General features: G+C 66.2%; 33 protein-coding genes. 6 read left to right on the top strand and 27 right to left on the bottom strand.

The annotated features are described in order from the left end of the window. Positions 1-10: 10 nt before the first annotated feature. The gene (locus J2848_RS00165; RefSeq protein ID WP_149230480.1) at positions 11-1,336 is read right to left on the bottom strand and encodes an O-acetylhomoserine aminocarboxypropyltransferase; all 1,326 of its coding nucleotides are present in this window, start codon (positions 1,334-1,336) and stop codon (positions 11-13) included. A gap of 313 nt (positions 1,337-1,649) precedes the next feature. Here J2848_RS00165 and J2848_RS00160 point away from each other — a divergent pair, with 313 nt between their 5' ends. The 3 genes from J2848_RS00160 (at position 1,650) to J2848_RS00150 (ending at position 5,489) form a co-directional block, all read left to right on the top strand. After that, on the top strand, positions 1,650-2,693 hold the full coding sequence (locus J2848_RS00160; RefSeq protein WP_149230479.1) for an iron ABC transporter substrate-binding protein: 1,044 nt from the start codon (positions 1,650-1,652) through the stop codon (positions 2,691-2,693). A gap of 220 nt (positions 2,694-2,913) precedes the next feature. Then, positions 2,914-4,413 carry an ABC transporter permease gene (locus tag J2848_RS00155; protein ID WP_246193739.1) on the top strand — a complete coding sequence of 500 codons (1,500 nt, stop codon included), beginning with the start codon at positions 2,914-2,916 and terminating at the stop codon, positions 4,411-4,413. Next, positions 4,410-5,489, top strand: a complete 1,080-nt coding sequence (locus J2848_RS00150; protein WP_149230478.1) for an ABC transporter ATP-binding protein — start codon at positions 4,410-4,412, stop codon at positions 5,487-5,489. The genes J2848_RS00155 and J2848_RS00150 overlap by 4 nt, the downstream gene beginning before the upstream one ends. Before the next feature lie 18 nt (positions 5,490-5,507). On the opposite strand, the gene J2848_RS00145 is transcribed toward J2848_RS00150, so the two are convergent. Both J2848_RS00145 and J2848_RS00140 read right to left on the bottom strand, forming a co-directional pair. Next, positions 5,508-6,641, bottom strand: a complete 1,134-nt coding sequence (locus tag J2848_RS00145) for a carboxylate-amine ligase (protein WP_170306991.1) — start codon at positions 6,639-6,641, stop codon at positions 5,508-5,510. A gap of 18 nt (positions 6,642-6,659) precedes the next feature. Further along, positions 6,660-7,517: an N-formylglutamate amidohydrolase gene (locus tag J2848_RS00140; RefSeq protein ID WP_149230476.1), complete on the bottom strand. Its 858-nt coding sequence runs from the start codon at positions 7,515-7,517 to the stop codon at positions 6,660-6,662. 119 nt (positions 7,518-7,636) lie between these two features. Here J2848_RS00140 and J2848_RS00135 point away from each other — a divergent pair, with 119 nt between their 5' ends. The 3 genes from J2848_RS00135 to J2848_RS00125 all read left to right on the top strand — a co-directional run bounded on the left by J2848_RS00135 (position 7,637) and on the right by J2848_RS00125 (position 10,279). Beyond that, positions 7,637-8,341, top strand: a complete 705-nt coding sequence (locus J2848_RS00135) for an Aq_678 family protein (protein ID WP_149230475.1) — start codon at positions 7,637-7,639, stop codon at positions 8,339-8,341. Positions 8,342-8,455: 114 nt separating this feature from the next. Next, a complete protein-coding gene (locus J2848_RS00130; RefSeq protein ID WP_149230474.1) occupies positions 8,456-9,373 on the top strand; it encodes a DMT family transporter in 918 nt (305 codons plus the stop codon). Between the two features lie 141 nt (positions 9,374-9,514). Beyond that, complete coding sequence (locus tag J2848_RS00125) at positions 9,515-10,279, top strand: FadR/GntR family transcriptional regulator (protein ID WP_149230473.1); 765 nt, start codon at positions 9,515-9,517, stop codon at positions 10,277-10,279. Positions 10,280-10,351: 72 nt separating this feature from the next. On the opposite strand, the gene J2848_RS00120 is transcribed toward J2848_RS00125, so the two are convergent. The 24 genes from J2848_RS00120 to J2848_RS00005 form a co-directional block, all read right to left on the bottom strand. Next, positions 10,352-10,999, bottom strand: coding sequence for an adenylate kinase (locus J2848_RS00120; protein WP_149230472.1), 648 nt, complete (start codon positions 10,997-10,999; stop codon positions 10,352-10,354). Next, the gene (gene secY / locus J2848_RS00115; RefSeq protein ID WP_042694080.1) at positions 10,999-12,339 is read right to left on the bottom strand and encodes a preprotein translocase subunit SecY; all 1,341 of its coding nucleotides are present in this window, start codon (positions 12,337-12,339) and stop codon (positions 10,999-11,001) included. Before secY ends, J2848_RS00120 begins: the two co-directional genes overlap by 1 nt. A 123-nt stretch (positions 12,340-12,462) precedes the next feature. Continuing rightward, the gene (gene rplO / locus J2848_RS00110; protein WP_109051337.1) at positions 12,463-12,948 is read right to left on the bottom strand and encodes a 50S ribosomal protein L15; all 486 of its coding nucleotides are present in this window, start codon (positions 12,946-12,948) and stop codon (positions 12,463-12,465) included. 4 nt (positions 12,949-12,952) lie between these two features. Then, positions 12,953-13,144 (bottom strand): 50S ribosomal protein L30, encoded by a 192-nt coding sequence (gene rpmD, locus J2848_RS00105; RefSeq protein WP_014246903.1) that lies wholly within the window; start codon positions 13,142-13,144, stop codon positions 12,953-12,955. 2 nt (positions 13,145-13,146) lie between these two features. Continuing rightward, positions 13,147-13,716 carry a 30S ribosomal protein S5 gene (rpsE, locus tag J2848_RS00100; RefSeq protein ID WP_014246902.1) on the bottom strand — a complete coding sequence of 190 codons (570 nt, stop codon included), beginning with the start codon at positions 13,714-13,716 and terminating at the stop codon, positions 13,147-13,149. Positions 13,717-13,728: 12 nt separating this feature from the next. Beyond that, on the bottom strand, positions 13,729-14,091 hold the full coding sequence (gene rplR, locus J2848_RS00095) for a 50S ribosomal protein L18 (protein WP_014246901.1): 363 nt from the start codon (positions 14,089-14,091) through the stop codon (positions 13,729-13,731). 5 nt (positions 14,092-14,096) lie between these two features. After that, a complete protein-coding gene (gene rplF, locus J2848_RS00090; RefSeq protein WP_012973220.1) occupies positions 14,097-14,630 on the bottom strand; it encodes a 50S ribosomal protein L6 in 534 nt (177 codons plus the stop codon). A gap of 13 nt (positions 14,631-14,643) precedes the next feature. Then, the gene (rpsH, locus tag J2848_RS00085) at positions 14,644-15,042 is read right to left on the bottom strand and encodes a 30S ribosomal protein S8 (RefSeq protein WP_085088120.1); all 399 of its coding nucleotides are present in this window, start codon (positions 15,040-15,042) and stop codon (positions 14,644-14,646) included. Positions 15,043-15,055: 13 nt separating this feature from the next. Beyond that, positions 15,056-15,361, bottom strand: coding sequence for a 30S ribosomal protein S14 (rpsN, locus tag J2848_RS00080; RefSeq protein ID WP_098740488.1), 306 nt, complete (start codon positions 15,359-15,361; stop codon positions 15,056-15,058). Between the two features lie 15 nt (positions 15,362-15,376). Continuing rightward, positions 15,377-15,919, bottom strand: coding sequence for a 50S ribosomal protein L5 (gene rplE / locus J2848_RS00075; protein ID WP_012973217.1), 543 nt, complete (start codon positions 15,917-15,919; stop codon positions 15,377-15,379). 10 nt (positions 15,920-15,929) lie between these two features. Beyond that, positions 15,930-16,247, bottom strand: coding sequence for a 50S ribosomal protein L24 (gene rplX, locus J2848_RS00070; protein WP_014246896.1), 318 nt, complete (start codon positions 16,245-16,247; stop codon positions 15,930-15,932). Beyond that, on the bottom strand, positions 16,247-16,615 hold the full coding sequence (rplN, locus tag J2848_RS00065) for a 50S ribosomal protein L14 (protein WP_012973215.1): 369 nt from the start codon (positions 16,613-16,615) through the stop codon (positions 16,247-16,249). The genes rplX and rplN overlap by 1 nt, the downstream gene beginning before the upstream one ends. 19 nt (positions 16,616-16,634) lie before the next feature. Then, the gene (rpsQ, locus tag J2848_RS00060) at positions 16,635-16,889 is read right to left on the bottom strand and encodes a 30S ribosomal protein S17 (protein WP_042694099.1); all 255 of its coding nucleotides are present in this window, start codon (positions 16,887-16,889) and stop codon (positions 16,635-16,637) included. 12 nt (positions 16,890-16,901) lie between these two features. Next, entirely contained in the window at positions 16,902-17,108 is a 207-nt protein-coding gene (gene rpmC / locus J2848_RS00055) for a 50S ribosomal protein L29 (RefSeq protein WP_012973213.1), read from the bottom strand. After that, entirely contained in the window at positions 17,105-17,536 is a 432-nt protein-coding gene (gene rplP, locus J2848_RS00050) for a 50S ribosomal protein L16 (protein ID WP_014246894.1), read from the bottom strand. Before rplP ends, rpmC begins: the two co-directional genes overlap by 4 nt. Positions 17,537-17,548: 12 nt before the next feature. Continuing rightward, the gene (gene rpsC, locus J2848_RS00045) at positions 17,549-18,298 is read right to left on the bottom strand and encodes a 30S ribosomal protein S3 (protein WP_012973211.1); all 750 of its coding nucleotides are present in this window, start codon (positions 18,296-18,298) and stop codon (positions 17,549-17,551) included. Next, positions 18,298-18,693 (bottom strand): 50S ribosomal protein L22, encoded by a 396-nt coding sequence (rplV, locus tag J2848_RS00040; RefSeq protein WP_012973210.1) that lies wholly within the window; start codon positions 18,691-18,693, stop codon positions 18,298-18,300. Before rplV ends, rpsC begins: the two co-directional genes overlap by 1 nt. Before the next feature lie 3 nt (positions 18,694-18,696). Continuing rightward, positions 18,697-18,975, bottom strand: coding sequence for a 30S ribosomal protein S19 (gene rpsS / locus J2848_RS00035; protein WP_012973209.1), 279 nt, complete (start codon positions 18,973-18,975; stop codon positions 18,697-18,699). Positions 18,976-18,987: 12 nt separating this feature from the next. Next, the gene (gene rplB / locus J2848_RS00030; protein ID WP_098740492.1) at positions 18,988-19,815 is read right to left on the bottom strand and encodes a 50S ribosomal protein L2; all 828 of its coding nucleotides are present in this window, start codon (positions 19,813-19,815) and stop codon (positions 18,988-18,990) included. 16 nt (positions 19,816-19,831) lie between these two features. Further along, a complete protein-coding gene (locus tag J2848_RS00025; protein WP_012973207.1) occupies positions 19,832-20,149 on the bottom strand; it encodes a 50S ribosomal protein L23 in 318 nt (105 codons plus the stop codon). Then, positions 20,146-20,766: a 50S ribosomal protein L4 gene (rplD, locus tag J2848_RS00020; protein ID WP_109154401.1), complete on the bottom strand. Its 621-nt coding sequence runs from the start codon at positions 20,764-20,766 to the stop codon at positions 20,146-20,148. The genes J2848_RS00025 and rplD overlap by 4 nt, the downstream gene beginning before the upstream one ends. Before the next feature lie 5 nt (positions 20,767-20,771). Then, the gene (gene rplC, locus J2848_RS00015; RefSeq protein WP_063633867.1) at positions 20,772-21,482 is read right to left on the bottom strand and encodes a 50S ribosomal protein L3; all 711 of its coding nucleotides are present in this window, start codon (positions 21,480-21,482) and stop codon (positions 20,772-20,774) included. A gap of 60 nt (positions 21,483-21,542) precedes the next feature. Further along, positions 21,543-21,851, bottom strand: coding sequence for a 30S ribosomal protein S10 (gene rpsJ, locus J2848_RS00010; protein WP_012973204.1), 309 nt, complete (start codon positions 21,849-21,851; stop codon positions 21,543-21,545). A 538-nt stretch (positions 21,852-22,389) separates the two neighbouring features. Next, a partial coding sequence (locus J2848_RS00005) for an EF-Tu C-terminal domain-related protein (RefSeq protein WP_494546052.1) occupies positions 22,390-22,800 on the bottom strand: 411 nt, incomplete at its 5' end.

Below are 22,800 nucleotides of genomic sequence, written 5' to 3'. Positions count from 1 at the left end.
GGCGCAGCCCTCAGCCCTTGGTGGCGGCGCGCAGCGCCTGCTTCAGATCGTCGATCAGGTCCGCGCAATCCTCCAGCCCGATGGACAGGCGGATCATGTCCTCCCCCACCCCGGCGGCGGCGAGCGCGGCGGCATCCAGCTGGGCATGGGTGGTGCTGGCGGGATGGATGACCAGCGACTTGGCGTCGCCGACATTGGCGAGGTGCGAGAACAGCGTCAGCGATTCGATAAAGCGGCGTCCGGCCTCACGGCTGCCGCCCTCCCCGTTTCCGCGGATGCCGAAGGAGATGATGGACCCGGCACCCTGCGGCAGCAGCCGGGACGCCAGCGCATGGTCGGGGTGGTCCACCAGCTCCGGATAGGAGACCCAGGCGACGGCGCCCTTCTCGGCATTCAGCTCCCCTTCCAGGAAGCAGACGATCTTGCGGGTGTTGTGGATGTGGCACTTCATCCGCAGCGGCAGCGTTTCCACGCCCTGCAAAATCTGGAAGGCGTTCATCGGGCTCATGCAGGCGCCGAAATCGCGCAAGCCTTCCGCACGGGCGCGGGCGATAAAGGCGGCCGGACCGTATTCCTCGGCGAAATCGATGCCGTGATAGCCGGCATAGGGCTCGGTCAGGGTCGGGAACTTGTCCGAGGCTTCCCAATCGAAATGGCCGCCGTCGATCACCACGCCGCCGATGGCGGTGCCGTGCCCGCCCAGCCACTTGGTGCAGGAATGCATGACAAGATCGGCGCCATGCTCGAACGGTCGGCAAAGATAGGGGGTGGTGAAGGTCGAGTCGATCAGCAGCGGGATGCCGGCCTCATGGGCGATGGCCGCGACTTTTGGCACATCCAGCACCTCCAGGCCGGGATTCCCCAGCACCTCGCCGAAGACCAGCCGGGTCTCGGGACGGATCGCGGCCCGGATGCCATCGAGGTCGCGCGGATGGACGAAGCTGGTGGTGATGCCGAATCGCGGCAACGTGTAGGCCAGCAGGTTGCGGCTGCCGCCATAGATGGAGGAGGAAGCGACGATATGCCCGCCCGTCCCCATCAGCGTCATGACGGCGAGCGTCAGCGCCGCCTGTCCGCTGGCAGTGCAGACCGCACCCACCCCCCCTTCCAGCGTCGCCAGCCGCTCTTCCAGCACCGCGACGGTAGGGTTGGAGATGCGGGAATAGATGTGACCAGGCCGTTCCAGGTTGAACAGCGCCGCCGCCTGATCGACGTCGCTGAAGACGTAGGAGGAGGTCAGATGGATCGGAACCGCCCGCGCCCCGGTGGCCGGATCGGGCTTCTGCCCCGCATGCAGGCTCTGCGTGTCGAACTTCAGAAACTTGGCGCCCGCCATGCTCCGCCCTCCCCTTGTCGTTGGCACCAGAAATTGAAAGAGGGCCGCCTGTGGTAGAGCGGCCCTCCTTTGCTTTTCAGCGTCTTATTTGCCAGCCCTGTTCAACCCGCATTCCAGCGGCATCGACGGTGCGGAAGCGTATGGAGGCGTAACGCGCGCGTCAAGGTGGTTGGGCCGGTAGAAGCAAAGTCGATTGGGAAGACAACGGGCATCTCTACGCGAATGAGAACAAGTTGCAACAAGTTGCCGCAAGGACTAAAAGGCGGAGATGGCATGGCCTGACAGGCCGTACCTGCCCGCAGAAGAGGTTGGAATGAAGATCTCCCGCTCCCGGTTCGTCCGTTCGCTCGCCCTTGCCACCGCGCTCGCCGCCCTGCCGGCCGTCGCCCTCAGCGGCTCCGTCTCGGCCCAAACGGCGCCGAGCGCCGATGGAATCACGGTCTACAATGCCCAGCATGCCAGCCTGACCAAGGAATGGGTGGAGCGCTTCACCCGTGAAACCGGCATCAAGGTGACCGTGCGCAACGGCAGCGACATGGAGCTGGGAAACCAGATCGTACAGGAGGGCGCCGCCTCCCCCGCCGATGTCTTCCTGACGGAGAATTCGCCGGCGATGGCCCTGGTCGACAATGCCGGGCTGTTCGCGACGCTGAATGCCGAGACGCTGGCTCCGGTGCCGGAAAACTTCCGCCCGGCCAACGGCCACTGGGCCGGCATCGCCGCCCGTTCCACCGTCTTCGCCTACAACACCGGCAAGCTGACGCAGGACAAGCTGCCGAAGTCGCTGCTCGACCTTGCCAACCCCGAATGGAAGGGCCGCTGGGCCGCGTCGCCGGCCGGGGCCGACTTCCAGGCCATCGTCGGCGCGCTCCTCCAACTGAAGGGCGAGGCGGCCACCGCTTCCTGGCTGAAGGCGATGAAGGAGAACGCCAAGCCCTACCGCGGCAACAGCGTCGCCATGAAGGCGGTGAATGCCGGTGAAGTCGAAGGTGCGGTGATCTACCATTACTATTACATCGGCGATCAGGCCCGCACCGGCGGTGAGAACAGCAAGAACGTCGCTCTGCACTATTTCCGCAACGGCGATCCGGGCGCCTTCGTCAGCATCTCCGGCGCCGGCGTCCTGGCGTCGAGCAAGAACAAGCGCGAGGCCGAAGCCTTCGTGAAGTTCCTGACCGGCAAGGGCGGGCAGGAAGTGCTGCGCGACGGCGACTCCTACGAATATGCCGTCGCCAGCGGAGTCGCCTCCAACCCCCGGCTGGAGCCGCTGGACAAGCTCCAGGCGCCGAAGGTCAAGCCGGAGGCTCTCAACAATAAGGCCGTCACCGACTTGATGACGGCGGCCGGCCTGCTGTAATCCCTGCTGCCGTTGCCCGCGGCATCGGATCGCGGGCAACGGCGGTCGAGGTCCGTCCATCCGGACAGACCAGGGGCCGGTTCGGGAGTTCGCCGCCATCGCTCTCAACACGCAAGATCCCCAGTGCCCGCCGGAATGCCCGCCCGACAGCGGCGGCACCGCCGTCCGTGCCAAGGCATCCCTCGTCACCGCAAGGAGGACCGGGCATGCGCCGCTGCCGGTGCTCGCCGTCACCTCTCTGGTCGCGGCGCTGGCCCTCATGCCGCTCACCTTCGTGGTTTGGATCACCGTCCAGACCGGCTGGGACACAGTCGTCGAACTGGTCTTCCGCCGCCGGGTCGGCGAGCTTCTGGGAAACACGCTGCTGCTGGTCCTGCTGACCCTGCCGCTCTCGGTCGTGGTGGCGGTGACGCTGGCCTGGCTGACCGAGCGGTCCGACCTGCCCGGACGGCGCTTCTGGGCGTGGCTGGCGGTGGCACCGCTGGCGGTTCCGGCCTTCGTCCACAGCTACGCCTGGGTGACCGTCGCCCCCGGCCTGCATGGGCTGGCGGCCGCCGTCCTGGTCTCCGTCCTGGCCTATTCCCCCTTCCTGTATCTTCCGGTGGCGGCACAGCTGCGCCGGCTCGACCCGACCATGGAGGACGTCGCCGCCTCGCTCGGCCACGGACCCTGGCGGGTTTTTCTGACCGTGGTGCTGCCGCAGCTGCGGGTGGCGGTCTATGGCGGCTGCCTGTTGATCGGCCTGCATCTGCTGGCCGAATACGGCCTCTATGTGATGATCCAGTTCGACACCTTCACGACCGCCATCGTCGACCAGTTCCAGTCGGCCTACAACGGCCCGGCGGCGAACATGCTGGCAGGCGTGCTGGTTCTGCTCTGCATGGGGCTGATGGGCGGCGAGGCGCTGCTGCGTGGGCAGGAGCGCTATGCCCGCGTCGGCAGCGGTGCCGCAAGGCAGGCCGCACCGACCAAGCTCGGCCGGGCCACCCTGCCCTGCCTGGTCATCCCGCTGCTGTTCGCCGCACTTTCGCTCGGCGTGCCGATGCTGACACTCGGCCGCTGGCTCGCCATCGGCGGGGCCCGCATCTGGCAGGGTGCGGACATCGGCAGCGCAATCCTTCAGACCGTGGCCCTGGCGCTGGCCGGCGCGCTGCTGACCACGCTCGCCGCCGCACCGATGGCCTGGCTGTCGGTGCGTGCGCCCGGCCGGCTGCAGCGGGTTCTGGAAGCCTGCCATTACTATGTCGGCTCGCTGCCGGGGGTTGTGGTGGCGCTGGCGCTGGTGACGATCACCGTGCGGGTCGCCCTGCCGCTTTACCAGACGGTCGGTACGGTGCTGCTGGCCTATATGCTGCTTTTCCTGCCGCGGGCTCTGGTCGGCCTGCGGGCCAGCATCGCCCAGGCGCCGGTCGAACTGGAGCGCGCCGCCATGGCGCTGGGCCGGACGCCGTTGCAGGCGGTGCGCCAGATCACCTTCCGGCTCGCCGCTCCCGGTGCCGCCGCCAGCATGGCGATGGTGGCGCTCGGCATCACCAACGAGCTGACGGCGACCCTGATGCTCGCCCCCAGCGGCACGCGCACGCTCGCCACCGAATTCTGGGCACTGACCAGCGAGATCGACTATGCCGGGGCGGCGCCCTATGCGGTGATGATGGTCGCCGCGTCGCTGCCGATGACGATCCTTCTCCACATCCAATCGAAACGGGCCGCCGGACGATGAGCTTCCTTCAGGTTCAGGGACTGGGAAAACGCTACGGCGACGCGGTGGCCCTGGAGGATGTCGACCTGTCGGTGCGCGCCGGCAGCCGCACCGCCATCGTCGGCCGCTCCGGTTCGGGCAAGACGACGCTTCTGCGCATCGTCGCCGGCTTCGAGACCGCCGACCGCGGCCGCATCCTGCTGGACGGGCGCCCGCTGGTGGAGGCCGGCACGATGGTGCCGGCCCATCGCCGCGGCATCGGCTATGTGCCGCAGGACGGCGCCCTGTTCCCGCATCTCAGCATCGCCGACAACATCGCCTTCGGCCTGGAGCGCAATGACCCGACCCGGCGGACCCGCATCCTGGAACTGCTGGAGGCGGTGGAGCTTGACCGGCAGATGCTGGAGCGCCGCCCGCACGAGCTGTCGGGCGGCCAGCAGCAGCGCGTCGCGCTGGCCCGCGCGCTGGCCCGCAAGCCGGCGCTGATGCTGCTGGACGAGCCCTTCTCGGCGCTCGACACCGGCTTGCGCGATTCGCTCCGCCGCACCGTCGCCCGCGTGCTGTGCGAGGCCGACATCGCCACGATCCTCGTCACCCACGATCAGGCCGAAGCCCTGTCCTTCGCCGATCAGGTGGCGGTGATGCGCGAAGGCCGCCTGACCCAGGCCGGTCCGCCCCAGGAGCTGTATCACCGGCCGCGTGACCGCGAGACGGCGACCTTCCTGGGCGACGCCATCATCCTGCCGGCCGAGGTCGAGAATGGCTGGGCGAGTTGCAGCCTCGGCCGGCTGGCGGTTGCCGGCGGCCCTCGGCGCGGCGCGGCCGAGATCATGCTGCGCCCGGAGCAGCTCCGGCTGGTGGTCGATCACGACCACGCTGCCAACGGCGGGGACGGCGGCTCGATGGGCTGGGGACGCGTCGTCGATGTCGAGTTCGGCGGCTCGGTCTGCAAGGTCGCGGTCACGCTGGGCAATGCACCGGGCCAGCCCGCTCCGCTGCTTCTGCGCCATTCCAGCATGGATCTGCCGCGGATCGGCAGCCGTGTCCGCATCCATGTCCAGGGCGAGGCGCATCTCTTCGACACGCCTCTAAGCTGACGACCGCCAGGAAGGCCGTCAGCGCACTCCGACCATCGTCTCTTCCGCCAGCCAGTCCACCACCCGGCGCAGCGCCTCGTCCTCGCCGGCGCCTTCGGCGAGCGCCGCCTGGAAGATCGCGATCTGCCGGTGGGCGCTGGTGCCGCGCTTGAGGATCTCGCGCGCCCGTTCGACCTCGGCGGTGCAGCCGAAATGCAGGGCATCCTCGCGGGTCAGGTCGATGATCTCGTCCAGCAGATCGGCATAGGGCACGATGCGCCCCTGGCCGAAATCGACCAGCCCGCTGTCCAGCCCATAGCGCTGGGCGCGCCAGCGGTTCTCCTCGATCAGCAGGTTCTTGTAGGGCCGCCACGTCACATTGCGCGCCTTCAACCGCCACAGCATGCGCAGCAGGCAGCGGTAGAGCGCCGCCACCGTCACCGCATCGTCCAGCCGGGTGCAGATGTCGGTGATGCGCATCTCCAGCGTCGGGAAGCGCGAGGATGGGCGGATGTCCCACCACAGCTTGCTGGCGTCCTCGATCACCCCGGCATTCACCAGCACCGCGACATGGCTCTGATACTCGCCATAGCTCTGGAAGCCGGCGGGCATGCCGGTGCGCGGCAACTCGTGCCAGACACTGAGCCGGTAGGAGCGGCGTTCCATGTCGCGCCCGCGCCAGAAGGGCGAGGAGGTCGACAGCGCCAGCAGATGCGGCAGGAAATAGCGGACCTGGTTCATCAGGTCGATGCGCAGGTCGTCGTCCTCAATCCCGACATGGACATGCATGCCGCAGATCATCAGCCGGCGGGCGGGCGCACCCAGGTCGCGGGCCAGCATGTTGTAGCGGTCGCGGTTGGTGTGCTTCTGCGGCTCCCACGCGGCGAAGGGATGGGTGGAGGCGGCGACCGGCGCCAGCCCATAACGGTCGGCCACCCCGGCCACGGTGCCGCGCAACGCCGCCAGTTCGGCCCGCGCCTCGTCCAGCGTCCTGCAGACCGGGGTTCCCACCTCGATCTGGCAGCGCAGGAACTCCGGATGGATGCGGCCGGGCGCCTGTTCCTGGCAGGCTTCCAGCATCTCGTCCGGTGGGCTGGGCACGATGTCGCGCGTGCCGCGGTCGACCAGCAGATACTCCTCTTCCAGGCCGAGGGTGAAGGACGGTTCGGTCACGGCGCGTTCCATCGCTCGTCAGGCCCGGGGATAATGGTGAATGACCGTCAGCGACGGCAGCGCCAGCAACGGCTCCAGCGCGTCACCGATCACCTGCGCCCACAGATCGGCGCCCTCAGGGGTGGCGATCAGGTCCTGCCGCACCTCCAGCAGGACATTGGGATATCCGGCAGGCGTCGCATGGGTTTCCACCGTGCCACCCAGCGTGCCGCGGCCGGAATAGGGCTGGTTGTCGCCGACGCACCAGCGGCCGTCGGCCTTCAGCGCCTCGATCAGCGGCACCGGCAGGCGGGGGTCGTTGTCCCACAGCACGCCGATGTGCCAGGGCCGCGCCACCCCGCGCATGGCGGGCGTGAAGCTGTGCACGGACACCAGCACCGGCACCTGTCGGCGGGCACGGATCGCCCCAACCGCCGCCGCAACCGCGGCGTGATAGGGCTTGAACAGCGCCTCCACCCGCTGCGCCTGGGCTTCGGCATCGAGCATACGGTTACCGGGGATCACCACGTCGTCGCTGACCACCGGAATGGCGGTGGGATCCTCCAGCGCCCGATTCGGGTCGATCACCAGCCGCGAGAATCCCGACAGCACCGCGGTGGCGCCGAAGCGCGCCGCCAGCCGCCGCGTCACTTCGGCCGCACCGATGTCATAGGCGATATGGCGGCAGAGTTGCTCCTCCGGCAGGCCAAGGTCGTCCAGCGACCGCGGGATCGCACGGGAGGCATGGTCGCAGACCAGCAACAGAGGTCCGCCGGCATCCGGGTTCAGCGTGGTCGCCGGCAGCGGATCGTCGGGTCCCAGCAGGGGCTTTGTTCCGCGCGGCGCCGGTGCCGGAGCGGTGACGGGCTGGCGGTGTTCGGAGGGTGAGGAAGACATGCTTCACACTAACGCAACCATCACGCCGGGCGGAAGCGCGGCCAATGGTGGTAGTCCGAACGGCAAACTGCTAGGCTTGCCATTCTTCTCCGCGCGAACCCACCCGGAAGACCCACCGCATGCTTCGCCTGTTCACCCTCTGCCTTGCCGTGATGGCGCTGCTCAGCGCTTGCGGCCCCATTTACGAGACTCAATACAGCCTCATCCCGCCAAGCTCGGCCGAAGGCCGGCTCTGCGTCAACCAGTGCCAGCAGAACCGCAATTACTGTCGGCAGAATTGCGGCATGTCGCAGCAGGCCTGTGTGAACGAGGCACGGTCGCAGGCGCTCTACGAGTATCAGGCCTATGTCAACCGCCAGCAGGCGGAGAAGAAGCCGATCAAGAAATCGGTCGGCGATTTCGACCGCTCCTATTCCTGCGGCAACAGCAGCTGCGAAGCACGTTGTGAATCCGACTATCGCGACTGTTTCGGCGGAAGCTGTGGCGGGCAGGTGATCGCCAAGAGCGTTTGCACCGCCTTCTGCGACCAGGAAAAGCCGGCCGCCGCCGCCCCGAGGCTGAGCCCGGTGCCGCCGGGCGGCGTCCAGCCGCCGATGATGCAGGCGCCGATGGGCGCGGCTCCGACGTCCAACAACGGCGGCTACCCGGCCGGCGCCTCGCTGTGCCAGCCCGGCATGCGGGTGTCGGTGGAGTGGAAGGGCGACTGGTATCCCGCCACCGTCAAGGACAATCCCCGCAAGGACGGCCGCTGCCCGGTCCACTATGACGATTTCGGTTCGGAAGACGACGAGTCAGTCCCGCTCCGCCGCATCCGGCCGCGCTGATCCGCCCTTGCTTCTCCGCCCGACCGGCAGCCTCCGGGAGAATCCCGGGGGCGCACAGCAGCCATGACTGGCAACCGGCTGGCTCGCCGGCCGGGCGGCCGTTATAAGCGGTCCATGCCAGACGCCAGTGCCTTCCCCGTCGACCATGCGTACCGGACGCAGCGTATCGCCTTGATCGCGCTGCTGATCGGCGCCCTGGGCATCGCCTTCGCTCCCATCTTCGTCCGGCTGTCCGAGGTCGGACCGGTCGCCACCGGCTTCTGGCGAACGGCACTGGCGATGCCGGCGCTGGCTCTGTGGATGGTCACCGAGTCGCGGCAGCAGGGCATGCGTGCCAGCCGCCGCCCCTCCTCCCTCGCCGATTATGCCCGTTTGTCGCTCGCCGGGCTGTGCTTCGCCGGCGATCTCGCGATCTGGCACACCTCGATCCGCTACACCTCGATCGCCAACTCCACGCTGCTGGCGAACTTCGCCCCGCTCTATGTAGCGCCCGCCGCCTGGTTCCTGTTCAAGGAGCGGATCACCCGCCGCTTCGTCATGGGCATGCTGCTGGCGCTGGCCGGGGCCATCGTGCTGATGGGCGAGAGCTTCCAACTCGATGCCGACCATCTGTTCGGCGACGCGCTCGCCCTGCTGACCGCCGCCTTCTATGCCGGCTACATCCTGTCGGTCGGGCGCCTGCGCACCGAATTCTCCACCGCCACTATCATGACTTGGAGCGGCGCCATATCCGCCGCGGTGCTGCTGCCGATCGGCCTCTATGACGGCGAGGCGATGCTTCCGGCCACCGCTGGTGGCTGGGCCGTGCTGGCGGGGCTCGCCCTGTTCAGCCATGCCTGCGGCCAGAGCCTAATCGCCTATGCCCTGGCCCATCTGCCGGCCTCCTTCTCGTCGGTCAGCCTGCTGCTTCAGCCGGCGGCGGCGGCGATCCTCGCCTGGATCCTGCTGAACGAACCTTTGGGACCCTTGCAGGCGCTGGGCGCCGCGGTGATCCTGGTGGGCATCCTGCTGGCTCGCCCCGGCGGGCGTTGAGGCCGCAGCCCAGCGCCGTGTTTTCCATCCCGCGAGCAAGGCGCCGCAGCGCCTCTGTCGCCCATTGACCGCACCCGCCGGGACCGTTACCGGTATGACCAATCAGCAATGACCCGCTTTCCGACCAAAGGGGAACAACCCGTGCCCGGCACCGACGACAGCGCTCACGTCCCCTCCTCGTCCCAGCGCATTTCGGAGTGGGTGGCCCAACAGCTTCTCGATCGCATCGCGCGTGGCGAACTGGTGCCGGGAGAGCGTCTGCCGGGTGAACGGCAGCTGGCGGAGCAGCTGCATGTCAGCCGCGTCTCAGTCCGTGCCGCCCTGCAAAAGCTGAAGACCCAGGGTTTTCTGACCGCCGTCCAGGGCGGCGGCACCCGCGTGGTTTCCTCGGCTGGCGTGATGGACGGCGCCCTCACCGCGATGGTGCGCAGCACACACCAGAACCTCTGCGACCTTGTCGAAATCCGCATGGCACTGGAAAGCTGGGCCGCCCGCCGTGCCGCCGAGCGGGCGACGCAGGAGCAGATCGAAACCATCGGCCGCATCCTGGCGGCGATGAGCGAAACCAACCGTGACGGCGGACGCGCCGCCGACGACATGGACTTCCACGTCGCCGTCGCCCAGGCCTCCGGCAGCCCGGTCTATCTGCACCTGCTGTCGACCATCCGCGACATCCTCGGCAACATGGTCGAGATGAAGCATACCGAGCCCTTCATGGAGAACCATGAGGCGCTGATGATCGAGCACCACCGCGCCATCCATCAGGCCATCGCCCGGCGCGATCCGGATGCCGCCGCCAGTGCGGTCACCGCCCATCTCGGCTGGATCCTGGCGCGCTACCGCACCATGTCGGAACACCCCGCCACGGCGGACGCACCGCCGTCCCCCGACGCGGCGGGCGCCTGAAACGGGAAACGAAAAAGGCCGCAGCCTCCCAACGGAGACTGCGGCCTTTTTCCATCCGACCGGCGGCGATCCTCAGCTGACCAGGATCGTCTCGATTTCCTTTGTCACCTCATCGATGTCGGCCATGCCGTCCACCACCTTCAGCACGCCACGGCCCTGGTAATAGGGCAGAATCGGCGCGGTCTGCTGGTGGTACTGGGCCAGACGGGTCGTCACCGTCTCCGCATTGTCGTCGGCGCGCCGCTTGAACTCGGTGCTGCCGCAGACGTCGCAGACGCCCTCGACCTTCGGCTTCTCGAAGCTGTCGTGATAGCCCTTGCCGCATTTGGCGCAGGTGTAACGGCCGGTGATGCGCTCCACCAGCACATCGTCGACCACCCGCATCTCGATCACGTGATCGAGCTTCAGGCCCTTCTCATCAAGCATCCGATCCAGCGCCTCGGCCTGGGCCACGGTGCGCGGGAAGCCATCCAGGATGAAGCCGTTCTTGACGTCAGGCTTCGAAATGCGTTCGGCGATCATGCTGACCATCAGCTCGTCCGGCATCAGCTTGCCGGCGGCCATGATCTCCTTCGCCTGCTGCCCGAGCGGCCCGCCTTCCGCCACCATGGCGCGGAGCATGTCGCCGGTCGACAACTGCACCAGACCACGCGTGTCTTCCAGACGGCGCGCCTGGGTCCCCTTCCCGGCGCCCGGCGGACCGAGCAGTATGAGGTTCATTACTTTCTCCCCCGAAGCTTCGATTTCTTGATCAATCCCTCATACTGGTGTGCCAGCAGGTGGGAATGAATCTGCGCGACCGTGTCCATCGTGACGGTGACCACGATCAGCAGGCTGGTGCCGCCAAAATAAAACGGAACCGAGTGCTGGGATATCAGGATTTCGGGGAGGAGACAAACCGCCACAAGGTAGGCGGAGCCGATGACCGTCAGCCGCGTCAGCACATAATCGATGTGGTCGGCGGTGTTCTTGCCCGGACGGATGCCGGGGATGAAGCCGCCATACTTACGCAGGTTGTCGGCCGTCTCCGTCGGGTTGAAGACGATGGCGGTGTAGAAGAAGCAGAAGAACACGATCAGCGAGGCGTACAGCAGCATATAGAGCGGCGTGCCGTGCGCCACATAGCGCGACACAGCCTGCAGCCACTCCGGCCCCTCACCGCCGGCAAAGCCGACTGCGGTCAGCGGCAGCAACAGCAGCGACGACGCGAAGATCGGCGGGATGACGCCGGCCGTGTTCATCTTCAGCGGCAGGTGCGACGCTTCGCCGCCGAACACCCGGTTGCCGACCTGACGCTTCGGGTACTGCACCAGCAGGCGGCGCTGGGCGCGTTCCATGAAGACGATGAAGAACACCACCGCGACCGCCATCACCAGCATCAGGATGATGAAGACGGTGGACAGCGCGCCCTGACGGCCAAGTTCCAGCGTGTTGACCAGCGCGCGCGGCAGTTCCGCGACGATACCGGCAAAGATGATCAGCGAGGTGCCGTTGCCGATGCCCCGCGCGGTGATCTGCTCGCCCAGCCACATCAGGAACATGGTTCCGCCAACCAGCGTGATGACGGTGGCGATGCGGAAGAACAGGCCGGGGTCGATGACCGCCGCACCCGTGGAGCCGCGCATCGACTCGAGCCCGACCGCAAGGCCGTAGGCCTGGACAGTGGCGAGAACGACGGTACCGAATCGGGTGTACTGGTTCAGCTTCTTGCGCCCGGCCTCGCCTTCCTTCTTCATGGCCTCCATCTGCGGCGACACGGCGGTCAGCAACTGCACGATGATGGACGCCGAGATGTACGGCATGATGTTGAGCGCGAAGATGGTCATGCGGTGGAGCGCACCGCCGGCCAGCATGTCGAACATGCCGAGGATGCCGCTGCCCTGCTGCTTGAAGACGTCCTGCAGGATGTGCGGATCAATGCCCGGAATCGGGATGTAGGTGCCCAGCCGGTAGACGATCAGGGCCGCCAAGGTGAACCAAATCCGCTTTTTCAGCTCGGTCGCCTTGGAGAAAGCCCCGAAATTGATGTTGGCGGCAAGCTGCTCGGCCGCTGATGCCATGGTCCAATCCCTGTCCCGTAAGCGCGAACGGGGCGGCACTGCATGACGCAGGCCGCCCCTCGCGACTTCGCTTTTTGTAGTGCCCCGAAAGCCCGCGCGCAAGCACAGGCTTGTCGCGGAACTTTACTCGGCGGCTTCGGCGGCGGGAGCGGTCAGCGTGACGCTGCCACCCGCCTTCTCGACGGCTTCGATCGCCGACTTGGACGCGCCGGCGACCGTGAAGGAAACCTTCGCGGTCAGCTCGCCCTTGCCCAGCAGACGGACACCGTCCTTCTTCACCTTGCCGGTGACGCCGGCGGCGTTGAGCGCCGCGGCGTCGATGGTCTCGGCGGCGTTCAGCTTGCCCAGGTCGATGGCCTTCTGGACCATGCCCAGGTTAACCACCGAGTATTCCTTGGCGAAGATGTTCCGGAAACCGCGCTTCGGCAGGCGGCGGTGCAGAGGCATCTGCCCGCCTTCGAAGCCGTTGATCGCCACGCCGGTGCGCGAGGTCTGACCCTTCACGCCGCGGCCAGCGGTCTTGCCCTTGCCCGAACCGATACCGCGACCGACGCGCATGCGCGCCTTGCGGGCACCGGCGTTGTCACGCAGGTCATTAAGCTTGGTCATGATCTCAGCCCTCGTTCTCGACGCGGACCAGGTGCGCGACCTTGGCGATCATGCCCCGCACGGCCGGAGTGTCCTCCAGCTCGCGGGTCCGGTGCAGCTTGTTGAGACCCAGACCGACCAGCGTTTCGCGCTGGTCGTGCTTGCGGCCGATCGGGCTGCCGATCTGGGTCACGACGACGGTCTTCTTCTCCGCCATGGTCAGGCCTCCTGTCCGGCGCCGGCCTCACGACGGCCGAGGATGTCGCTCACACGACGACCACGACGCGCCGCGACGGACCGCGGGCTGGTGACCTGGGTCAGGGCGTCGAAGGTCGCCTTGATCATGTTGTGCGGGTTCGACGTGCCGATCGACTTGGTCACGACGTCAGCGACGCCGAGAGCCTCGAAGATCGCGCGCATCGGACCACCGGCGATGATGCCGGTACCGGCCGGAGCGGCCCGCAGCACGACCTTGCCGGCACCGAAATGGCCGTTGGTGTCATGATGCAGCGTACGGCCTTCGCGCAGCGGGACGCGGATCATGCCGCGCTTGGCCTGATCGGTCGCCTTGCGAATGGCTTCCGGGACCTCGCGGGCCTTGCCCGAGCCGACGCCGACACGACCCTTGCCGTCGCCAACGACGACCAGAGCAGCGAAGCCGAAGCGACGACCACCCTTGACCACCTTGGCAACGCGGTTGATGCCGACGAGCTTTTCGATCAGCTCGCTTTCTTCCCGCTCGCGCGGCTGCCGGTCGCGGTTGTCCCGCTCCCCACGTTCACGTGCCATATCCGGGCCTCCTTAGAACGACAGCCCGCCCTCACGGGCGGCGTCGGCCAGGGCCTTGACCCGGCCATGGTAAATGTACCCACCGCGGTCGAACACAACCTCGGTGATCCCAGCGGCCTTGGCGCGCTCGGCGATCAGCTCGCCGATGCGCTTGGCAGCATCGACGTTGCCGCCGTGCTTGAGCTGCTCGCGCAGTTCCTTCTCGAGCGACGAGGCGGACGCGAGCGTCTTGCCGTTTTCGTCGTCGATGATCTGGGCGTAGATGTGCAGATTGGACCGGAAGACCGAGAGGCGAACGCGCCCGCCGGCCTTCTTGGCAATCTGCGCGCGCACGCGCTGCTTGCGGCGCTCGTGGAGTTGCTTTGGCTTCAGCATGGCGGTTACTTCTTCTTACCTTCCTTGCGCAGGATGGTTTCGGTCTCGTACTTGATGCCCTTGCCCTTATAGGGCTCCGGCTTCTTCCAACCGCGGATCTCGGCGGCGACCTGGCCGACCTTGTGCTTGTCGTAGCCGCTGACCGAAATGGCCGTCGGCTTGTCGCACTTGATCGTGATGCCTTCCGGGATCGGGTACTTCACGTCGTGCGAGAAGCCGAGCTGAAGAACCAGCTCCTTGCCCTGCACGGCCGCGCGGTAACCGACGCCGTTGATCTCGAGGTTGATCGTGTAGCCCTGGCTGACACCGGTGACCATGTTGTTGATCAGGGTGCGCGAGGTCGCCCACATGACGCGGGCGCGCTTGCTGTCGTTTGCCGGCTTCACCACCACCTTGCCGTCTTCCAGCGAGGCGGTGATGTCGTCGATCAGGGTCAGGCTGAGTTGCCCCAGCTTGCCCTTGGCCGTGACCTGCTGACCGTCGACCTTCACGTCGACGCCAGCCGGGACCGGCACGGGATGCTTGCCAATGCGCGACATCTGCCAATCCCCCTTAGAACACGCGGCAGAGGACTTCACCGCCGACGTTGGCGGAGCGAGCCTCATTGTCCGACATCACGCCGCGCGGGGTCGACAGGATCGACAGACCCAGCCCGTTGTAGACACGGGGCAGGTCGGCGATCTTCGAGTAGACGCGACGGCCGGGCTTGGACACACGGGCGATCTGCTTAATGACAGGCTCGCCTTCGTGGTACTTCAGCTCGATCTTCAGGTTCTTGACGCCCGGACGCAGTTCTTCCTCGGACCAGCCGCGGATGAAGCCTTCACGCTTCAGAACTTCCAGGACGTTGACGCGCAGCTTGGACGCCGGGGAAACCACAACGGACATGCGGGCGTGCTGACCGTTGCGGATGCGGGTCAGCATATCGCCGAGCGGATCGCTCAAAGACATTCTCGGACCCTCCTTACCAGCTCGACTTCGTCATGCCCGGAATCTGGCCGGTCGAGGCCAGTTCGCGGAGCGTGACGCGGGACAGCTTGAACTTGCGATAGAACGCGCGCGGACGCCCGGTCATTTCGCAGCGGTTCCGGATGCGCACCTTCGAGGAGTTGCGCGGCAGTTCGGCCAGCTTGAGGCGGGCAGCGAATTGCTCTTCCGGCGGGAGGGCCTTGTCGTTCGCGATGGCCTTCAGGCGCGCACGCTTGTTCGCGTACTGCTTGGCCAGCTTGGCGCGACGCTTGTTCTTTTCGATGGCACTGGTCTTAGCCATGGTCGTGCTCCAGCCTCAGCTCACGAACGGCATGTCGAAGCCCTTCAGGAGAGCCTTGGCTTCCTGGTCGGTCTTCGCCGAAGTGACGATGATGATGTCCATGCCGCGGATCTGATCGATCTTGTCGTAATCGATCTCCGGGAAAATGATCTGTTCCTTGACGCCCATGGCGTAGTTGCCACGGCCGTCAAAGCTGTCACCCGGGATACCGCGGAAGTCACGGACGCGCGGCAACGCAATCGTCACCAGGCGATCCAGGAACTCGTACATGCGGTCGCGACGGAGCGTGACCTTGCAGCCGATCGCCATGCCTTCGCGCAGCTTGAACTGGGCGATCGACTTGCGCGACTTGGTCACCACCGGCTTCTGACCGGTGATGGCAGCCATCTCGGCCACGGCGAGCTGGATCTTCTTGGAGTCGGCGACAGCCTCGCCGACACCCATGTTGACCACGATCTTCTCGATCCGCGGAACTTCCAGGTCGTTCTTGTAGCCGAATTCCGACTTCAGAGCGGCGCGGATCTTGGAATCGTAAACTTCTTTCAGACGTGCGGTCATGCCCGGGCCCTCACAGGTCAATGACTTCACCGGACCGCTTGGCGACACGCACCTTGCGGCCATCCTCAAGGATCTTGAAACCGACGCGGGTCGGCTTGCCATCCTTGGGATCGACGTGAGCGAGGTTGGAGACGTTGATCGGCGCCTCCATCTCGATGATGCCACCCTGCGAGCGGGCGCTGGCACGCTGGTGCTTCTTCACCACGTTCACGCCCTGCACAACGGCACGGTTCTCCTTGGGGAAAACCTTCAACACCTCGCCGGTCTTGCCCTTGTCACGGCCGGTCAGGACAACGACCTTGTCCTTGGTCTTGATCTTGGCGGCCATTACAGCACCTCCGGCGCCAGCGAGATGATCTTCATGAACTTCTTGCCGCGAAGCTCACGAGTGACCGGCCCGAAGATACGGGTGCCGATCGGCTCGCCCTGCTTGTTGATCAGCACGGCGGCGTTGCGGTCGAAACGGATCGCCGACCCGTCCTCCCGACGCAGTTCCTTCGCGGTGCGGACGATGACGGCGCGATGCACGTCGCCCTTCTTGACGCGGCCCTTCGGAATGGCCTCCTTGACCGAGACGACGATGACGTCGCCCACGGTCGCGACCTTCCGCTTGGACCCGCCAAGCACCTTGATGCACTGCACCCGGCGCGCCCCGCTGTTATCGGCGACTTCCAGGTTGGTTTGCATCTGGATCATTGTTTACGACCTTTCGTTATCACGCGGCGCCGCTGTCGGCGGCGGACTCCGTCACGACCGTCCAACGCTTGGACTTCGAGATCGGGCGGCATTCGATGATCGAAACAGTATCGCCGACCTTGAACTGGTTGCCCTCATCGTGGGCGGCGTACTTCTTCGACTGACGAATGAACTTCTTGTACACGGGGTGCATGACGCGGCGCTCGACAAGAACCGTAACGGTCTTGTCGCACTTGTCGCTGACCACCGTGCCCTGCAGAACGCGGCGAGGCATGGATGATCCCCCTTACTTGCCGGCGTCGGCGGAGCGGGCACGCTCGCCGAGGATGGTCTTGATGCGGGCGATGTCGCGGCGCACCGTGTTCACCCGCGCGGTGTTCTCCAACTGGCCGGAGGCCTTCTGGAAACGCAGGTTGAACTGCTCCTTCTTGAGCTGGAGGAGCTGATCGTTCAGCTCATCCGCGCTCTTCGTACGAATGTCTACGGCCTTCATGCCGCGGTCTCCTCGACACCGCCCAGGCGGGTCACCAGCTTCACCTTGATCGGCAGCTTCGCGGCCGCCAGAGCGAAGGCGGTTTTTGCCACATCTGCCGGCACGCCGTCCAGTTCAAACAGGATGCGGCCGGGCTTCACGCGGGCCGCCCAGTACTCCGGCGAACCCTTACCGGAACCCATGCGGACTTCGGCGGGCTTGGTGGAGACGGGGAGGTCCGGGAAAATGCGGATCCAGACGCGGCCCTGACGCTTCATCGCACGGGTGATCGCGCGGCGAGCCGCCTCGATCTGACGGGCGGTGATGCGCTCCGGCTCCAGGGCCTTGAGGCCGAAGGAGCCGAAATTCAGGGCGGTGCCGCCCTTGGCGTTGCCGTGGATGCGGCCCTTGTGGGCCTTACGGAATTTCGTGCGCTTGGGAGAAAGCATCGCTCGGCCCCTTTACTCGCGTTCGGAGCGCTCGGAGCGCTCGCGACGGTCGCGGCGATCGTGCCGCTCGCGGCGCGGCTCGCCGTCGGTCGACACCGGCTCGGAACCCATGCGCTTGTCCTGCGCCATCGGGTCGTGAGCCATGACCTCGCCCTTGAACACCCACACCTTGACACCGCAGGTGCCATAGGTGGTCTTGGCGGTGCCCACACCGTAATCGATGTCGGCGCGCAGGGTGTGCAGCGGAACGCGGCCCTCGCGGTACCACTCCATGCGGGCGATTTCCGCACCACCGAGACGGCCCGAGCAGTTGATCCGGATGCCCTGAGCGCCCAGACGCATGGCGGACTGCACGGCGCGCTTCATGGCGCGACGAAACGCCACACGGCGCTCGAGCTGGCTGGCGATGTTCTCGGCGATGAGGCGAGCGTCGATCTCCGGCTTGCGGATCTCGACGATGTTCAGGCTCACCTCGCTGCCGGTCATCTTCGACAGTTCAAGACGCAGCTTCTCGATGTCCGCGCCCTTCTTGCCGATCACCACGCCCGGACGGGCCGAGTGGATGGTGATGCGGGCCTTCTTGGCCGGACGTTCGATGACGACGCGCGAGCAACCGGCCTGCTGCAGGCGACCCTGCAGATAGCCGCGCAGCTTCAGGTCCTGGTGCAGCAGGTTGGCGTAGTCGCGCTTGGCGAACCAACGGCTGTCCCAGGTCCGGTTGATGCCGAGGCGCAGCCCGATCGGATTGATTTTCTGACCCATTACTCGGCCCCCTCGGCAACGGCGGCGTCACGCTCGCGAACGATGATCGTCAGGTTGCTGAACAGCTTCTCGACCCGGGCGCCGCGACCGCGGGCACGGGCGTGGAAGCGCTTCATCACCAGAGCGCGACCGACCGTCGCCGACGACACGTACAGACGGTCGACGTCGAGCTGGTGGTTGTTCTCGGCGTTCGCGATCGCGGCCTGCAGAACCTTCTTCACCTCGCCGGCGATGCGGCGCTTGGAGAAGGTCAGCTCGGCCACGGCGCGGCTGGCATCCATGTTCCGGATGAGCTGGGCGACGAGGTTGAGCTTCCGCGGGCTGGTGCGGATCATCGGATTGCGGGCCAGAGCCTCGTTCTCCGCGACCCGGCTGGGGTTGGCAGACTTGCCCATGGCTTACTTCCTCTTCGCCTTCTTGTCCGCCGCGTGGCCATAGAAGGTCCGCGTCGGAGCGAACTCGCCGAACTTGTGACCGATCATGTGCTCGGTAACCAGAACCGGCAGGAACTTGTGGCCGTTGTAGACGCCGAACGTCAGACCGACGAACTGCGGCAGGATGGTCGAACGACGCGACCAGATCTTGATGATCTCGTTGCGGCCCGAAGCCCGGCTCTTGTCCGCCTTCTTCAGCAGATAGCCGTCGACGAACGGGCCCTTCCAAACGGAGCGTGCCATCGTTCGACCTCCTTACTTCGAATGACGGCGGCGCAGGATCAGGCCATCCGTCTTCTTGTTGTGACGAGTCTTCTTGCCCTTGGTCGGCTTGCCCCACGGCGTGACCGGATGACGGCCGCCCGAGGTGCGACCCTCACCACCACCATGCGGGTGGTCGATCGGGTTCATGGCGACGCCACGGACCGACGGACGCTTGCCCAGCCAGCGGTTGCGACCGGCCTTGCCAAGGTTGGTGTTCATCTGGTCCGGGTTGGACACGGCACCGAGGGTGGCCATGCACTCGCCACGAACCATGCGCAGCTCGCCGGACGGCAGCTTCAGCTGGGCATATCCGCCGTCGCGGCCGACCAGCTGCAGGTAAGTGCCGGCGGAACGAGCCACCTGACCACCCTTGCCGGCCTTCAGCTCGACGTTGTGCACGATCGAACCGACGGGGATGTTCTTCAGCGGCATCGCGTTGCCGGGCTTCACGTCGGTGCGCTCGCCGGAGATCACGGTGTCGCCGACCTTCAGGCGCTGCGGCGCCAGGATGTAGGACAGCGTCCCATCCTGGTACTTGATCAGCGCGATGAAGGCCGTGCGGTTCGGATCATATTCGAGCCGCTCGACGGTGGCCGGAACGTCGAACTTGCGACGCTTGAAGTCCACCAGACGATAGGTGCGCTTGTGACCGCCGCCCATCCGGCGCGCGGTGATGCGGCCGGTGTTGTTGCGGCCACCAGACTTGGTCAGGCCCTCGGTGAGGGTCTTGACCGGCTTGCCCTTCCACAGTTCCGAGCGGTCGACGATGACCAGCTGGCGGAGCGAGGGAGTAATCGGGCGGTATTGCTTCAGAGCCATCGGATCACACTCCCGCTCAGATGCCCGTGGTCACGTCGATCTTGTTACCCTCGGCGAGGGTGACGACGGCCTTCTTGAAGTCCGAGCGACGGCCGATGGTGCCGCGGAACCGCTTGGTCTTGCCCTTGGAAACCAGGGTGTTGACCGCAGTCACCTTGACGTTGAAGAGACCTTCAACGGCGGCCTTGATCTCCGGCTTGGAGGCCGTGAGCGGCACGCGGAACGTGACCTGGTTGTGCTCCGACACCAACGTCGACTTCTCGGTGATGACGGGAGCGAGGATCAGGTCGTACATCCGCTCCTGGCTCACCGCAGGTTTCGACTGCTTGCTCATTTCAGGCGAGCCTCCAGTTGCTCGACCGCGTTGCGGGTCAGGACCAGCGTGTCGCGGCGGAGAATGTCGTAGACGTTCGCACCCTGCTCCGGCAGCACGTCGATCAGCGGGATGTTGCGCGAAGCCTTGGCGAAGTTCTCGTCCAGGTTCGAGCCATCGATGATCAGCGCCGAAGTCAGGCCGAGGGTGGCGAGACGGGCCGCCAGTTCCTTGGTCTTGTGCGTCTCGGCGGCCGCAGCCTCCAGGACGATCAGCTTGCCCTCGGCGGCCTTGGCCGACAGGGCGGTCTTGAGCGCCAGCTTGCGGACCTTCTTGGTCAGGTCGTGGGCGTGCGAACGCACCACCGGCCCGAAGATGGTCGCACCGCCGCGGAACTGCGGCGAACGGATGGAGCCCTGACGAGCGCGGCCGGTGCCCTTCTGCCCATAGGGCTTCTTGGTCGTGCCGCTGATCTCGCTGATGCCCTTGGTCTTGTGGTTGCCGGAGCGGCGCTTGGCCAGCTGCCAGTTCACCATGCGGGCCAGGAGGTCGGTGCGGGCCGGCAGGCCGAACACGGCATCCGACAGCTCGATCTCGCCGACGGCTTCGTTGTTCAGATTCTTGATCGTGGCCTTCATGGCGCTCACTCCTGCGTCTCGGCCGGGGCTTCCGCCGCCGGAGCAGACTTGATGCCGGCCGGGAAGGGCAGGCCTTCCGGAGCCTTCTTCTTGACGGCGTCACGGATGCGCAGCCAACCGCCCTCGGCGCCGGGGACGGCACCCTTGAGCATGATCAGACCACGGGCTTCGTCGACGGCGACGACCTGCAGGTTCAGGACCGTGACCCGCTCGTCACCGAGATGACCGGCCATCTTCTTGTTCTTGAAGACCTTGCCGGGGTCCTGACGGTTACCCGTCGAACCGTGCGAACGGTGCGACACCGACACGCCGTGCGTGGCGCGCAGACCACCGAAGTTCCAGCGCTTCATCGCACCGGCAAAGCCCTTGCCGATGGAGGTGCCGGTGACGTCGACGTACTGGCCGGCGACGAAGTGGGCGGCCGACAGCTCGGCACCGACCTCGATCAGGGCATCGGCATCGACGCGGAACTCGACCAGCTTGCGCTTCGGTTCCACACGCGCCTTGGCGAAATGCCCACGCTCAGGCTTGTTGACGTTCTTGACCTTGATGGCGCCCGCGCCGAGCTGGACGGCGGTGTAGCCATCCTTGTCCTCGGTACGAACGGCGACGACCTGGCAGCTGTCGACTTTCAGCACAGTGACCGGAACATGCTGGCCGTCGTCCGTGAAGACGCGGGTCATGCCGACCTTCTGCGCGATCAAACCGGATCGCATTGTTCTTTATCTCCTGACCAGGGACATCCGCTTACCGGAGAGGTCCCTTACCAACCAAAATCAGAGCTTGATCTCGACGTCGACGCCGGCGGCGAGGTCGAGCTTCATCAGCGCATCCACGGTCTGGGGCGTCGGGTCGACGATGTCGAGCAGGCGCTTGTGGGTGCGGATCTCGAACTGCTCGCGCGACTTCTTGTCGATGTGCGGCGAACGGTTCACGGTGAACTTTTCGATGTGCGTCGGCAGGGGAATCGGGCCCCGCACGCGCGCGCCGGTCCGCTTGGCGGTGTTGACGATCTCGCTGGTCGACTGGTCGAGCACGCGATGATCGAACGCCTTCAGACGGATGCGGATGTTCTGGCTGTCCATGTCCAAACGTCCCTTGCACCTTCTAGCGATGACGCGGACGCGTCACCGGAACTCCACGAGCTTGCTTTGGGGCACGCCGACAGCACGAAGCCGCGCGCCGAACCACCGAAGCGGGGCCGACGGGCGACACTGTGACCGATGCGACGGGCCGATACGAAAAGAAACATCCCCTGCGCGGATCGCGCGGAGGGGATGTTTCGATCAGCAGACGGCGCGCCTCGCTGGGAAGCGCGCCGTGCCGTTCGTCTCGGGCTGCGTCTAGGCCGAAGCTGCCTACCACCAACCCAAATCCAGAGGGCGTAATCTCTAGGCGTTCAGCGCCTGCGTGTCAATCCCGAATCTCCCCCCGGATCGGAGGAAGCTGGGTTGACAGGCCGACGGGTCCGAACACCGACGCCCGATGGCTAGAACCGGGCGGGCCGCCCTTCCTGCTTGCGCGGGGAAGACGACCCGTCTCAATCAACCGGCGGCGGGATCGCTCCCGCCGCCCTACCCTTCCCCTCCGGCATCCACCTTGCGGCGTTTGCCGGACGGGTCATCACTCGACGATCTTGGCGACGACGCCGGCGCCGACGGTGCGGCCACCCTCGCGGATGGCGAAGCGCAGGCCTTCGTCCATGGCGATCGGGGCGATCAGCGCCACTTCCATGGCGACGTTGTCGCCCGGCATCACCATCTCGACGCCTTCCGGCAGCGACACCATGCCCGTCACGTCCGTCGTCCGGAAGTAGAACTGCGGACGGTAGTTGGTGAAGAACGGGGTGTGACGGCCGCCCTCTTCCTTCGTCAGGATGTAGGCTTCGGCCTTGAACTTGGTGTGCGGCGTGATCGAACCCGGCTTGGCCAGAACCTGGCCGCGCTCGACGTCCTCACGCTTCGTGCCGCGCAGCAGCGCGCCGATGTTGTCGCCGGCCTCACCCGAGTCGAGCAGCTTGCGGAACATCTCGAC

It is taken from the genome of Azospirillum lipoferum (assembly GCF_024170005.1).
In the GTDB taxonomy this organism is placed as follows: domain Bacteria; phylum Pseudomonadota; class Alphaproteobacteria; order Azospirillales; family Azospirillaceae; genus Azospirillum; species Azospirillum lipoferum.
Note: the sequence above shows the minus strand (reverse complement) of the source record. Positions and strands in the feature narration are given on the sequence as shown.